Source organism: Thauera propionica (assembly GCF_002245655.1).
Taxonomy (GTDB): Bacteria; Pseudomonadota; Gammaproteobacteria; order Burkholderiales; family Rhodocyclaceae; genus Thauera; species Thauera propionica.
The window spans coordinates 1-12,545 of the sequence record NZ_NOIH01000017.1 but is presented as its reverse complement, the minus strand read 5'-3'; the positions used below and the strand labels follow the sequence as shown (position 1 = coordinate 12,545).

Below are 12,545 nucleotides of genomic sequence, written 5' to 3'. Positions count from 1 at the left end.
CGTGGGCGCGGGCGGGCAAAGAACGCCGCTCAGTGACCGGTTACAAACCTTCACCTCGCTGCGCTTGATGGAGCAGGCGACGCCGGCCACGGGCCGGGTACTGTTCCTGGCCCCATCGATCTCGCTGGTCGGCCAGACGCTTCGGGAGTGGTCGTCGGAGGCGATCGAGCCGTTCCACGCCTTTGTCGTGTGCTCGGACACGAAAGTCGGCAAGGACGAGGAGGACATCAGCACGCACGATCTGGCGTATCCCGCGACTACCGATGCCCGCAAAGTCGCCCAGGCGGCGAGCGTGCTTTCGCCCGATCGGCGCACGGTGGTGTTCTCCACCTACCAGTCCATCCAGGTGGTGGCCGACGCCCAGCGGCAGGGGCTGGGAGCGTTTGACCTGATCATCTGTGATGAGGCCCACCGCACGACCGGCCTGACGCTGCCAGGCGAGAGCCCGTCGGAATTCGTAAAAGTCCATCACGACGAGAACATCGTCGGCGCCAAGCGGCTGTACATGACGGCTACGCCGCGGATCTACGCCGAGGCCTCGAAAACCAAGGCGAACAACTCCGATGCGGTGCTTTTCTCGATGGATGACGAGGAGACCTTCGGCCCCGCGTTCTACCGGCTCGGCTTTGGCAAGGCCGTCGAGCTCGATCTGCTTTCCGAGTACAAGGTGCTGATCGTCGCCGTCCGTGAAAACGAGATGGCCAAGCTCGCCAACAACTTCAACAACGCCTACCGCCTGGACGAGAAAAAGGCGATCGACATCAACTTTGCGACCAAGATCATCGGGAGCTGGAAGGGGCTCTCCAAGCGGGGCCTGGTGGCGGTCGGCGAGGACGGCCAGGAAGAGGCGCTCACCGAAGACGTCGAGCCGATGCGCCGGGCAGTGGCCTTCTCCAAGTCGATCAAGCTCTCGAAGCAGACGACGGACATCTTCAAGGACCTGGTCGCCGTCTATCAGCAGGCCCACGACGAAGCCGAGCCGACAGGCATGGTGCGCTGCGACCTCGACCACGTCGACGGTACGATGAACGCGCTCACGCGCAAACGCGCCCTCGACTGGCTCAAGGCAGACCTCGAGGCGGGCGACTGCCGCATCCTCTCGAACGCGCGTTGCCTGTCCGAGGGGATCGACGTCCCGACTCTCGATGCGGTGGTCTTCTTCGACACCCGCGAGTCGATCGTCGATATCGTCCAGTCGGTCGGCCGCGTCATGCGAAAGGACCGCACCGGCCGCAAGAAGTACGGCTACATCATCTTGCCGGTGTGCATGCCCTCGGAGAAGGTGAAGGACTACAACGCCTACATCGACAGTGACCCGCAGTTCAAAGGCATCTGGAAGGTCATCAAGGCGCTGCGGGCGCACGATGAGAGCCTGGTCGACGAGGCCGAGTTCCGGCGCCGCATTACTGTCCTCGACGGTGGGGGCGGAAAGTCGGGAGAGGATCGCAGCGGCGAGAGCGAGATGCTTCCGCTCGACTTCCCGGATCTGCCCATCGATGCGATCAACGAGGCCGTCTATGCGGCGATCCCGAAGAAGCTCGGCGATCGCGAATACTGGAGCGAGTGGGCCAAGAGCATCGGCCAAGTTGCCGAGCGCCTGATCGCCCGCATCGAAGATTTGCTGGCGCGCGATGCGGCGCTCGCCGCTGAGTTCGACGTTTTCCTGAAAGGGCTGCAGGACACGCTAAATCCGGCGGTGACCCGGGGCGAAGCGGTGGAGATGCTTGCCCAGCACATCCTGACCCTGCCAGTGTTCCAGGCGCTGTTCGCGGCTACCAACTTCCCCGAGCACAACGCGGTCGGCAAGGCGCTACAGCGCATCGTGGATCGCTTGGGCGAGTCGGCGATCGCGTCCGAGACCGAAGGCCTCGACAAGTTCTATGAGAACGTGCGTGAACGCGTCAGCCTTGCCAAGAGCGACAAGTCCAAGCAGGACATCATCCGCAATCTCTACGATACCTTCTTCCACAACGCTTTCCCTCGGATGGCCGAGCGCCTGGGCATCGTCTATACGCCCGTTCAGGTCGTCGACTTCATCCTGAGGAGCGCAGATGCGGCGCTGCGCAAGCATTTCGGGGAGTCGCTCGCAAGTTCCGGTGTGCAGATCCTCGATCCCTTCGCCGGCACGGGGACGTTCCTGGTACGGCTCATCCAGTCCGGCCTGATCGATCCTGAGCACCTGCCGCACAAGTTCGACCATGAACTGCACGCCAATGAGATCGTGCTGCTGGCCTACTACATCGCCACGATCAACATCGAAACCGCCTACCACGCGGTGACTGGCGACTACCGTCCATTCGATGGAATGATTCTGGTCGATACCTTCCAAATGACCGAGGAGAACGACCTCGTCGACAAGGTCGTGCTGCCGGAGAACAACGCCCGCGCCGAGCGGCAGTTGGCGCAGCCGATCCGGGTGATCGTGGGGAATCCGCCGTATTCAGTGAATGACAACCCTGTTCCGTATCCATCCTTGGACGCCCGCATCCGGGACACCTACGCTGCACAATCTTCAGCGTCGAACAAGAACAGCCTGTACGACTCCTACATTCGTGCGGTTCGCTGGGCCTCAGACCGAGTGACAGATCGCGGCCTCGTGGCGTTTGTCACCAACGGCTCCTTCCTCGACGGCAACAATATGGATGGCTTGCGCAAGTGCTTGACTGAGGATTTCAGCCACCTTTATGTGTTCAACCTCCGGGGTGATGCGAGAACTCAGGGCGAAGAAAGACGCAAAGAAGGTGGTGGCATCTTCGACGCAGGGTCCAGAACTCCCGTTGCTATCACCTTCATGTTGAAGGACCCGACTCACATTGGCCCCAGTGAGCTCTACTACCACGACATCGGTGACTATCTGACTCGGGAGGAGAAGCTCGAGATCATTGAGACTTTCGGGAGCATCGATGCGCTGCCATGGGAGAAAGTTACCCCTAATGCACAAGGAGACTGGGCCAACCAGCGCGACCCTGTTTTCGATAGATTCATCCCACTAGGAGATGAAGGTGACTCTTCAGCCAACCCGATATTTAAACCTTATTCGCTTGGAGTAAAAACCAACAGAGATCCATGGGTCTACAACTCGAACAATAATACTCTAGCGACCAACGTCGAGGGGATGATTCAAGCGTACAACGAAGCAAGGCTAAAGTTCGCCACATTGTGCGCGGGCAAGCCAAGGGATCTTTGGCCTGAATTTGATACCGTTCATGGCTTTGAACCCAAGCGGATAAGTTGGACTCGAGGCATGAAAACGGACGCGGAGCGCAACAAACCGATTTCATTTGATCAGGCATGCTTAAGAGTCGGCATGTATCGCCCGTTCTCTAAGCAGTGGATGTATTTTGATCGTCGCTGCAATGAAATGGTTTATCGGGTTCCTCGATTGTTTCCAACAGAACGCCATCCGAACGTTGTGATCTCAAGCACAGGGGTTGCTGATCGGAAAGGATACTCAGCTTTGGTGACCGACCATGTCCCGAACATGCACCTCACCGATACTGGCCAGTGCTTCCCTCTCTACTGGTATGAGAAGGTTGAGGATGGTGCTGAGCCCCAAGGCGAGATGTTTTCTTCTGTAGGGGCTCCCGACACCGATGGTTACGTCCGCCGTGACGCGATTACAGACTGGGCGCTGGGCGCCTTCCGCGGCCACTACGGCGACGCAACGATCACCAAGGAAGGCATCTTCTGGTACGTCTACGGGATTCTGCACTCGCCCGAGTACAAGCAGCGCTTCGCGGCCGACCTCAAGAAGATGCTCCCGCGCATTCCCTTCGCCGAGGACTTCAACGCATTCTCGGATGCCGGCCGCCGGCTGAGCGAGTGGCACCTGAACTATGAGACGGTCGAACCCTTCCCGCTGACGGAGGAAACCAAGCGCCTGGTCATGGAGCCGGAGGACTACCTGGTGACGAAGATGACCTTCGGGAAGAAGGACGGCAAGCCCGACAAGAGCGTCGTCGTCTACAACCCGCACCTGGTGCTGCGTGACATCCCGCTCGAGGCCTACGAGTACGTAGTCAACGGCAAGCCGGCGATCGAGTGGATCATGGAGCGCTACCAGGTCACGGTCGACAAGGCATCCGGTATCAAGAACGATCCCAACGAGTGGTCGGAGGATCCGCGGTACATCGTCGACCTGCTGAAGCGGATCGTACGGGTGAGTCTGGAGAGCGTGCGGATCATACAAAGCCTGCCTGCCCTCAAAGAGCATGTCGTATGAGGCATATTGCTTGGATCCTGCTTGTCTTTCACCTAAATGGTTGTGCGGTCGTTGCCGTCGCGGACGCTGCGGTTACTGTGGCGTCGACAGCGGTGAGCGTCACCGCGACTGCCGTCGAGACGACGGTCGACGTTGCAGCCGCCGGCGTCGACGCCGTAGTGGGTGACGATGAGGACGAGGGTGAGTAAAGCTCGTCCTTAGAGTGAACCGAAGACGCCTTCCAACGTCTCGCTGACCTTGTCGTGGAACTGCTCGTCGGCCAGGGTCGAGTAGATGGAGGTCGTGGTCACGGAACTGTGCCGGCCGAGTTGCTGGGCCAGTTGCAGATCCTGTGTCGCCTCGACCGTCGCACCGATGGTGGTGTGACGCAGCCAGTGGGTCGAGGAGTGCTTGAGCAGGTGCTCGAGCTCATCCCGCCCGCGCTCATGCGCAATCTCTCCCGCGCCTTTCAGGATCGCCTTCACCTCGCGATAGACCATGTTGTCCGAGATGCCCTCGGATGGTTGCAGCAGCTTGGAGAGCAGGGGTGTTCGCTCGCCCATCGTCGGATAGGCAGCTAGCCCGTTGGCGAGCCGGTACTCGGTGAGATCCCGAACCAGGGTAGGGGGGAGCGGCAGGCCTGCCTTCTTTCCGCCCTTGCCGATGACCCAGAGGGTCCATCTTCCCTTCTCGTGCGCGAGGTTCTGTGTGTTGGCGTTGGCAATCTCGCTCAGGCGCCCGCCCGTGAACAGGAAAAGCGAGAGCGTGGCGCGAAAGCGCATCTTCCGGCATCGCTGGCTGGCCGTCTTGTCGGGGAGCCCGTTGATCCACTCGTAGGCGAGCTGCAGGGCGTCGTCGGGCAGCTGGTGACGACGCGCGGTGGGTGGTGCAATCGGTTCGTCGGTTGCGACTTCCCGTGTCCGCTTCCTTGCCAGGGAGAACGGGTTCGCCGCAAGGTAGTGCGCCTCGACCAGATAGGAGAAGAGCGAATCGCAGACGAGCTTCACGTAGCGCAACGAGCTGCCCTTGAGCGGCCCGCGGAAGGGGCGCCACTCGGGCGAGCCAACTTCGTGCCGGCCGGGGCTGATCCAGTCGGCGGGCGGAGCGGACAGGAAGGCGAAGTAGTCATCGACATCCTCACGCACCAGGTCGGAGAAGGACTTCCGTGCGATGGCCTCACACCACATGAGCAGGCGCAGGGTTTCGCGCTTGTAGGCCCGGTGCGTGTGGGGCGAGTCCTGGAATTCGCGCAGGAAGCTGGCGGCCGCCTCGCGATCGTTGCTGGCGCGGATGATGGGCGTACGCTGTCCGGTGCCGACGACAGGCGTTGCTGCGGGAGCTGCAAGCAGCGAGATCTCGAGCGACTTGAAGACTTCCGGGAGGCAAGGGGAGGGGGCCGTCATCATGTGGATCACCTCTTTAAGCCAGGTTGCGCAGCAGCCGTGTGTCGACCTCGAGCGAGAGCGGGGCGCCGATCTGGATGCGGGTGAAGTCTGGATGCCTTGGGTTGAGGAGGTAGTTGCGTTCAGCCGGCACCACGGCGCTTGGCACACTCAGCACCGCCGTATCGCCACTGTCGATCCAGGTGCGGCCGATCTCCTGAAGCGCGCTGCGCGCGCCAATCGTTCGCCATTCCGCGGGCAGTGTCTCGGTATCAACTCGTGTTTCGGGCAGATCGGCCGGCAACTGCGCAGGGATCAGCACGTAGTTCGCTCGAAGTGGATCGTCCTGGACCATGAGTTCGAGCAAGGCCAAGGATTGCGACTCGGCGGTGTAAATCATCGGCCAGCCCTTCGGATTCCAGCGGCCACCGTACAGTCGCGCACCTTCCCCGCTGAAGGCGGATGCCGCGAACCGTGCGGTGGTGATCCGCCAAACGATCCGCATTAAGCGAAGACGCCGTGCTCGATGCGGCCGAGCGTGTCGAGCACGCTGTCAGCGCCAATCTCCGTGTCCAAAAGGGACAGAGGCGTCACCCCGCCGAGCGAGGCGTTGGGGCTTTGGATCCAGCTCAACGCGGCTTCCGCATCCTCGAACACCATCTCCGCGCGCTCAACGATGCGGGCAAACCGAACGAGCTTGGCCGACTCCTCGGGCGAGAGCGTGCCTTCGCGCTTGCGACGCACCAGGGTGCGCTCAGGGATGTTGAGGGCGCGGGCCAGATCTGTCTGAGTGATTCGCGTCAGCCGGATAGCCGCGTCGATCGAGGCCGACGGCAGGCCTTGGCGCAGGAGCGGAATCCACTCCATCGGGACGCGTGGCATGGCGTGAAGGACAGCCTCACCCCCGAGCAGACGGACGGCGGCCATGGAAGCGGTGACCGTACGGGAAGAGGTGAGCATGTAGGAATCCTTTCTAAGCCAACTTGGTCCGAGTTTAGGCAAATATGGCGCGTGCGTCTATGCGTTGTCTCACACAGTGAGGCTCGCCTGCCGGCCAGTCGGCGCCATGCAGTCGTACAAGTGCGTTTCCGGAAACCAGTCCTCGCCGCGATCGAAGCGGACGAGGAAGCTCCAGTAGTTCCCCGCGCGCCTTATCTCGGTGATCACGCCTTCCTCGCCTTCGTCAGCGATCTCTCCGATGTAGTCGGACGCCATCAGGATGTCGCCCACGGAGAAGCCGGCCGCCTGGGTGATCAGGCTGCTCGCAGGCTTGGCGCCAGGGCGCAGGTGCCCGGGCTTCTCCTTCGTTCGGGACTTGGCAAGCGTCAGGAGATCGGGCGAGGCCTCGGGCAGACCTTGGGCCGCGCAGACCCAGAGTAGGGCAGGGGCGTCCTGCTTGAACACTTGGTAGAGCCGCTGTCTGCTCACGTCCCAGTAGCGGGCGACATCGCGGATCGTCCAGCCTTTGGCGAGGATCACGCGCTGAATGTCTGAACCGGACAGGGAGTGGGGCATCGCTTACCACCCCGGGTAGAGGACATACAAACGCGCCCAGTCCTGCAGCGCGCCGTTTGCCTGAAGGATGTCGACCCCTTCGGCTGCATGCCATTTCTTCGGCACGCGCACCATCCAATAGGTGTCCTCGCTCTGGAAGTACAACTGCAAGATCGTCGCAACCAAGAGCTGGCGGTAGGGCGGCAACTTTCGATAATCGGCTCGCCACTGCTCGAGCGAACCGGGGATCTCCGGGTTGTCGGGGTTTCCCCAGTCGAAGCCGCGCGGGCGCATGTAATAGTGCTCACCGCGGCTGCCGTAGGGTCGATCGACGCGTTGGAAGAACGCCCCAAGGTCGTAGTGCTCGATCATCGACCAGAGGTGGATGCCGAATGGTTCGCAGTTACTCCATGATCCCGGTTCCACCTCAACCCCGCAGACCGCAGCCACTGCCCGGGCTTCGATCTCGTCCATGGACGGCCGCTTGTGAATGAGATCGATGAAGGTGAGCTTCGGAAAGCGCCCCTTGGCGAAGGTCGGCGACACCAAGGCGTATCCCACCGCCGCTACGGGGATTCGCGAGTGGTGAACGTACGCGGACTCCGCTTGATGAAAATCGATGATCTCGACTTGATGGGTGCCGATGGCCAGGCCCAAACTGTCGAGAAGGGCTGCAACGTCGGGGGAAGGGGGCATCGGGGTTGCCTATTCGGTGGGAGGCGCGGGGGCGTCAGCCGCAAAGGGGTCGATGATGGTCAGGGATCCCTCGATCACCTGTCTGTGCTGCAGGTCCTCTGAGAGCAATGTGCCGCATCCGGCAATCAATGCGGCACTCACCACCATTGCGTCCCACCAGGAGAATCCGTACTTGGATTGCACAATCCACGCCCGCTGCAGCAGTTCGCTGTCCGGCGTCACGGGATTCCACGCTTGAAGGGCCAGCACGTCTGCCTGTGCCGCCGCCTCGACCATGGCCAATTTTCGTGGATGCGTCGCTACAGCATAGAACTCGATCAGCACCTGCCAGGACAGACGGCCGGCACGGTGATTCGCGAGCGACCTCAGCCAGTCCATGGCGATCGCCTGCTTGCGGGAGTCCCGCTGGTCTCGTGCGTAGGCAAGGATATTCGTGTCGACGAAGACGGGATTCACCGCAACACCTTGCGGTCGTAGATCTGGTCGCGCGAAGGCCACGACCTGTTGTCGTCACGCGGTTCAGGTGAAAGGTATGGGCCACGTGAGAAGAAATCGGTCATCGCTCGCTCATAGGCGTCATCCGCGGCGAACTTTTCCTTCACGAGCTCACCGACAAAGCGCGAAACGCTGACGTTACGGGTGGCCGCCTCGATCCTAAGTCGGCGCAGCGTTGCCTCGTCAGCCGAGATGGTCAAGTTGGGCATGGTGGTCTCCTGAGCCTCAGTTACACGATTTTAGTGTAGCACTAGATTTGTGATTCTTCGGACGATGTAAAGGGCTCTCGCCTGCGCCAATATCCAATCAGGGAAGTGGCAACATTTTCATTCGATTGGGCGAGGGTGTAGGTTGACGAGCGCTTATCCAGACAAGGAGAAAGCTGTGTGCGGACGCTATGCCCTCTACGGGCCCCATTCGCGCCTCAGGGAGCAGTTCGGCGTCGATCTCGCCGAGCTTCGGGAGCGCTTCAACATTGCGCCGACGCAAGAGGCCCCGGTCGTGCGTGCTGGAGCGGACGGCGAACCTGAGTTGATCGACGCTCGATGGGGCCTGCTGCCGTCCTGGGTGAAGGAGCCGGGCAAGCTCGCGCAACCGATCAACGCGAAGATCGAGACCGCCGGGGAGAAGCCGATGTTCAGGCATGCCTTCAAGCGGTCACGTGTGCTCGTGCCGGCGTCAGGGTTCTACGAGTGGGTGCCATTGGCGGGGTACAAGCAGCCGTACTTCATCCGGCCCGCTGGTGGTGATTCGCTTTTTGGCTTCGGCGGACTGCTCGAGCACTGGGACGGCCCCGAGGGTAAGCTCCTCACGTTCGCCATCCTGACGACCGCGGCAAACGACCTCATGCGGCCGATTCACGAACGCATGCCGGTGATCATCCAGCCACAGGACTATGGCGCATGGCTTGATCCTGGCGTCACCGATGCACAGCTTGTACGCGAGCTTGCCCGTGAGTATCCAGTCGGGGCGATGGAGGCTTACCCCGTGAGTCGGGCCGTCGGCAACCCCAGAGCGCAGGACCCGGGGCTTATAGAGAAGATTGCCGTCTGAGTGTGTTTAAACAGAAGCCGCTGATCAGATGAAAAGGAATCCTCGCTGCACGAGAGATAGGATTGATCTGAGACTTGGCCTACGACCAACGCGAACCATTCGACCTCAGCTGTCACTGGTCTGAGTGGTGAAGTCAGGCAGGAATGTGTTTGTTCACCTGCCGTTCACGCGTCAGGCGACGGTGAACGGCAGCTTCCCGGGCCTGCGAGCTGGAACTGCCGACCCGTTGCTGTTCAAGTTTTCTGCAGCTCAATGAGAGGTTTTTCGGGGAACCTGCCTCCCAACTCATCACAAGCGCCTATGCGCTTGAGGCCCAAATCGCCCGAGCGCAAGTAAAGTGGGCGCTCGGACCCGGGAACCTTCGGCGAGTGCTCACCCGGCGGCAAGTTTCTCGGCGATCGCCGCCACGTGCCGGCCCTGGAAGCGGGCGATTGCAAGCTCGTTCTCGCTCGGTTGGCGCGAACCGTCGCCCGCGGCGATCGTGGTTGCACCGTACGGGCTGCCACCAGTGATCTCGCTCATGATCGTTTGCCGTGTTTCCGAGTACGGAACGCCGACGATGACCATGCCGTGATGCAGCAGCGTGGTATGGAAGCTGGTGATGGTGGTTTCCTGCCCACCATGCTGGGTCGCAGTGCTGGCAAACACGCTGCCGACCTTGCCGATCAGCGCGCCTTTCGCCCACAGACCGCCAGTCTGGTCGAGGAAGTTGCGCATCTGCGAGGCCATGTTGCCGAATCGGGTCGGGGTGCCGAAGATGATCGCATCGTATTCGGGGAGCTCGGCAACCGTGGCAATCGGCGCGGCCTGGTCGAGCTTGATGCCGGACGACCGCGCGACCTCCTCCGGCACCAGCTCAGGAACACGCTTGATCGTGGCATGCGCGCCTGCTTCCCTGACGCCTTCGGCGACGGCGGATGCCATCGCTTCGATGTGCCCATACGATGAATAGTACAGAACAAGAACCTTGGTCATGACACGCTCTCCGTGGGGTGGATGGGGGATCGAGAACGGCTTATCCCAGGCCCGCCGCATGGGCGAGCCTAGCATCGGTCAGTATAGGTTGGCCGCGTGGCGCGCGATGCCCAGGCGTGTCTCCCAGGTGCCCCGTGCGTCAGGCGATGCTTTCGACGATGCCGCCCTCGACCCGCAGAGCAGCGCCGGTGGTTGCGCTGGCCTGGGGGGAGGCCGCATAGACGCAGAGGTTGGCGACCTCCTCGGGACTGGCGAAGCGCCGAATCAGGCTCGACGGACGGTTTTCAGCGAGGAACAAGGCCTCCATCTCCGTCGCGGAGACCCCGCGTTCCTGCGCCATGCCCGCAATGAAGGCGATGGCGCCCTCGGTGCGGGTCGGCCCCGGCAGGATGGTGTTGACGGTCACGCCGCTGCCGGCCAGGACCTTGGCCAGACCGCGGGACAGGCCCTGCAGTGCCGCCTTGCTGACGCCGTAATGCACCATCTCGGCCGGAATGTTCAGCGCCGACTCGCTCGAGATGAACTGGATCCGCCCCCAGCCACGTGCCTTCATGCCCTGTGCGTAGTGGCGCGCCAGGCGCACCCCGCTCATCACATTGACCTGGAAGAAGGCCTCCCAGTCCGCATCATCAATGTCGAAGAAGGCCTTGACGCCGTAGATGCCCAGGTTGTTCACCAGGATGTCAGCATCCGGTTCGGCCTCGATCAGCGCCTGGCAGCCGCCGGCCGTGCCCAGGTCGGCGACCACGCCACGTGCCTGCGCGCCCGCCCGGGTGGTTCGCAGTTGCGCCAGTGCCGCGTCGACACGTTCCTGCTCACGACCGTAGATGACGACGGTCGCGCCGGCATCTGCCAGCCCCTTGGCGATGGCGAGGCCGATGCCGCCAGTGGAACCCGTTACGATGGCGGCACCCGAGCAGCTGCGGCTGAGTTTGTGTTCATAGTGGGCATCACGACCATATGGGGTGTGACGGCCTACTCCCTGGGGGCATCCCTGGCTCACCTCTTACCGATATGCCGTGGATCAGCCCGCGGGTGGCTGAACGCCTGGGTGCAGAACGCGAATGCATCTCCAAGAATCGCTTGTACTTCCAAGGCAGGCTGCTTGACGCAGTTGTATTCTCAAAAACTCTGCAGGCTCAGACGACGTGCTATGACGAGCGTGTGGACGTCGGTTCAAGCTGCAGTAACTGGAGAAAGGTGCTGCAGGCTATGTCCGCGATACCATGACAGCTGCGGTTCGCCCTAACGCCGCAACCGACCTCAATGGGTCGGGGCCGGCCCGTCAGAGGCGGAGAGACCAGCCGTTCGAGCGAAGTTGTGAACGAGTCCCACGTCTCAACGAGGCGAAGTTCCGGCCAAATGCAGCCGTTGGCACGGAGCTCCGGTAAGCGGGCTGTCGCAACTCGCACATGGTGTGCCAGGCGGTTGCGTCAGACGAAGTCCTCCTGGTCCTGCATCCAGGAGGGAATGTCGCGCCGGCCATGCAGTACGCGCCAGACATCGATGTGATCCGGGCGTTCAACGTAGAAAACGAGGTAGGGGTAGCCAGAAAGCACCCAGGAGCGAAGACCCGGAAGGTCCAATTCATGCCCAAAGCGAGGCGAACCCGTGCCAGGATGGCGGGCGATGTGGGTATAGGCCTGTTCTAGTGCGTCGATGAAGCCGAGCGCAACCGATGAGGAAGTCTCTTCGAGGTAGTAGGCTATCGCGTCGTCGACGTCCTGGCTGGCCTGCTCACGCGGAACGACTGACTTGACCTTCACCCGCGAGAAGCCGGTTTGCCCGCCCGGCGTACCCGGTCACGCAGACCTTCGAAGTAAGTGGCATTTGCCGGTGACGCCGACGCAGTGGCAGCCCCGGCTAGCAGCACTCCTCGCAAGCGCTGACGATCCTGGTCCTTGCGAATCAATTCGCGCACGTACTCGCTACTGGTGCCGTAACCCCGTTCGCTCACCTGCTCGTCCACGAAGGATTTCAGGCTGTTGGGCAAGGAAATGTTCATCGTGCTCATGGACGCAGGTTAGTCCGCTTGGCAAAAATTGGCAAGAACGCACGTCGACCAGACTGCACGTCCGTCTTCGTCCCGTCACTCACGCCAGACGACCCCTCCATGCCGTGCCGATGACTGAAACGGCTCGGGTGGAGACAGCCACAGTCGACTCGCAGCGCCCCCACGCAGATCGGGGGATGGAAGTCTCAGTCCGGCCGAGGCTGTGTAAAAACGCCCCATTGGCTATGATCTAGGC

The 12,545-nt window shown here is 61.8% G+C and carries 14 protein-coding genes; 3 read left to right on the top strand and 11 right to left on the bottom strand.

Annotated features, from left to right (window positions below):
* Positions 1-58: 58 nt before the first annotated feature.
* Together CGK74_RS14520 and CGK74_RS14515 are read left to right on the top strand one after the other, a co-directional pair.
* Positions 59-4,222, top strand: a complete 4,164-nt coding sequence (locus CGK74_RS14520) for a type ISP restriction/modification enzyme (protein WP_338056387.1) — start codon at positions 59-61, stop codon at positions 4,220-4,222.
* Complete coding sequence (locus tag CGK74_RS14515) at positions 4,219-4,410, top strand: hypothetical protein (protein ID WP_094269166.1); 192 nt, start codon at positions 4,219-4,221, stop codon at positions 4,408-4,410. The genes CGK74_RS14520 and CGK74_RS14515 overlap by 4 nt, the downstream gene beginning before the upstream one ends.
* A gap of 9 nt (positions 4,411-4,419) precedes the next feature.
* On the opposite strand, the gene CGK74_RS14510 is transcribed toward CGK74_RS14515, so the two are convergent.
* The 7 genes from CGK74_RS14510 to CGK74_RS14480 form a co-directional block, all read right to left on the bottom strand.
* Complete coding sequence (locus CGK74_RS14510; RefSeq protein ID WP_094269165.1) at positions 4,420-5,607, bottom strand: tyrosine-type recombinase/integrase; 1,188 nt, start codon at positions 5,605-5,607, stop codon at positions 4,420-4,422.
* Between the two features lie 13 nt (positions 5,608-5,620).
* Complete coding sequence (locus CGK74_RS14505) at positions 5,621-6,088, bottom strand: RES family NAD+ phosphorylase (protein ID WP_094269164.1); 468 nt, start codon at positions 6,086-6,088, stop codon at positions 5,621-5,623.
* Positions 6,088-6,543 (bottom strand): type II RES/Xre toxin-antitoxin system antitoxin, encoded by a 456-nt coding sequence (gene parS / locus CGK74_RS14500; protein ID WP_094269163.1) that lies wholly within the window; start codon positions 6,541-6,543, stop codon positions 6,088-6,090. The genes CGK74_RS14505 and parS overlap by 1 nt, the downstream gene beginning before the upstream one ends.
* Positions 6,544-6,612: 69 nt before the next feature.
* Positions 6,613-7,098 carry a hypothetical protein gene (locus CGK74_RS14495; protein ID WP_094269162.1) on the bottom strand — a complete coding sequence of 162 codons (486 nt, stop codon included), beginning with the start codon at positions 7,096-7,098 and terminating at the stop codon, positions 6,613-6,615.
* Between the two features lie 3 nt (positions 7,099-7,101).
* Complete coding sequence (locus tag CGK74_RS14490; protein WP_094269161.1) at positions 7,102-7,773, bottom strand: hypothetical protein; 672 nt, start codon at positions 7,771-7,773, stop codon at positions 7,102-7,104.
* A 9-nt stretch (positions 7,774-7,782) separates the two neighbouring features.
* Positions 7,783-8,229, bottom strand: a complete 447-nt coding sequence (locus CGK74_RS14485) for a PIN domain-containing protein (protein WP_094269160.1) — start codon at positions 8,227-8,229, stop codon at positions 7,783-7,785.
* On the bottom strand, positions 8,226-8,477 hold the full coding sequence (locus CGK74_RS14480; protein WP_094269159.1) for a hypothetical protein: 252 nt from the start codon (positions 8,475-8,477) through the stop codon (positions 8,226-8,228). Before CGK74_RS14480 ends, CGK74_RS14485 begins: the two co-directional genes overlap by 4 nt.
* A gap of 175 nt (positions 8,478-8,652) precedes the next feature.
* On the opposite strand from CGK74_RS14480, the gene CGK74_RS14475 reads away from it, so the two are divergent.
* Positions 8,653-9,321, top strand: a complete 669-nt coding sequence (locus CGK74_RS14475; protein ID WP_094269169.1) for an SOS response-associated peptidase — start codon at positions 8,653-8,655, stop codon at positions 9,319-9,321.
* A gap of 372 nt (positions 9,322-9,693) precedes the next feature.
* Here the strand turns inward: CGK74_RS14475 and wrbA are convergent, their stop codons facing one another.
* From wrbA to CGK74_RS14455, 4 genes are all read right to left on the bottom strand, one after another.
* Positions 9,694-10,356: an NAD(P)H:quinone oxidoreductase gene (gene wrbA / locus CGK74_RS14470; protein ID WP_338056386.1), complete on the bottom strand. Its 663-nt coding sequence runs from the start codon at positions 10,354-10,356 to the stop codon at positions 9,694-9,696.
* Between the two features lie 79 nt (positions 10,357-10,435).
* On the bottom strand, positions 10,436-11,299 hold the full coding sequence (locus CGK74_RS14465) for an SDR family NAD(P)-dependent oxidoreductase (RefSeq protein WP_240498739.1): 864 nt from the start codon (positions 11,297-11,299) through the stop codon (positions 10,436-10,438).
* A 430-nt stretch (positions 11,300-11,729) separates the two neighbouring features.
* The gene (locus CGK74_RS14460; protein ID WP_094269157.1) at positions 11,730-12,062 is read right to left on the bottom strand and encodes a type II toxin-antitoxin system RelE/ParE family toxin; all 333 of its coding nucleotides are present in this window, start codon (positions 12,060-12,062) and stop codon (positions 11,730-11,732) included.
* Positions 12,059-12,310 (bottom strand): ribbon-helix-helix domain-containing protein, encoded by a 252-nt coding sequence (locus CGK74_RS14455; RefSeq protein ID WP_094269156.1) that lies wholly within the window; start codon positions 12,308-12,310, stop codon positions 12,059-12,061. Before CGK74_RS14455 ends, CGK74_RS14460 begins: the two co-directional genes overlap by 4 nt.
* Between the last annotated feature and the right edge of the window lie 235 nt (positions 12,311-12,545).

Excerpts from the sequence above, each read along its gene's own strand:
- CGK74_RS14515 (WP_094269166.1), top strand. The coding sequence starts at position 4,219 with ATGAGGCATATTGCTTGGATCCTGCTTGTCTTTCACCTAAATGGTTGT.
- CGK74_RS14510 (WP_094269165.1), bottom strand. The coding sequence starts at position 5,607 with ATGATGACGGCCCCCTCCCCTTGCCTCCCGGAAGTCTTCAAGTCGCTC.
- CGK74_RS14505 (WP_094269164.1), bottom strand. The coding sequence starts at position 6,088 with ATGCGGATCGTTTGGCGGATCACCACCGCACGGTTCGCGGCATCCGCC.
- parS (WP_094269163.1), bottom strand. The coding sequence starts at position 6,543 with ATGCTCACCTCTTCCCGTACGGTCACCGCTTCCATGGCCGCCGTCCGT.
- CGK74_RS14495 (WP_094269162.1), bottom strand. The coding sequence starts at position 7,098 with ATGCCCCACTCCCTGTCCGGTTCAGACATTCAGCGCGTGATCCTCGCC.
- CGK74_RS14490 (WP_094269161.1), bottom strand. The coding sequence starts at position 7,773 with ATGCCCCCTTCCCCCGACGTTGCAGCCCTTCTCGACAGTTTGGGCCTG.
- CGK74_RS14480 (WP_094269159.1), bottom strand. The coding sequence starts at position 8,477 with ATGCCCAACTTGACCATCTCGGCTGACGAGGCAACGCTGCGCCGACTT.
- wrbA (WP_338056386.1), bottom strand. The coding sequence starts at position 10,356 with ATGCGGCGGGCCTGGGATAAGCCGTTCTCGATCCCCCATCCACCCCAC.
- CGK74_RS14455 (WP_094269156.1), bottom strand. The coding sequence starts at position 12,310 with ATGAGCACGATGAACATTTCCTTGCCCAACAGCCTGAAATCCTTCGTG.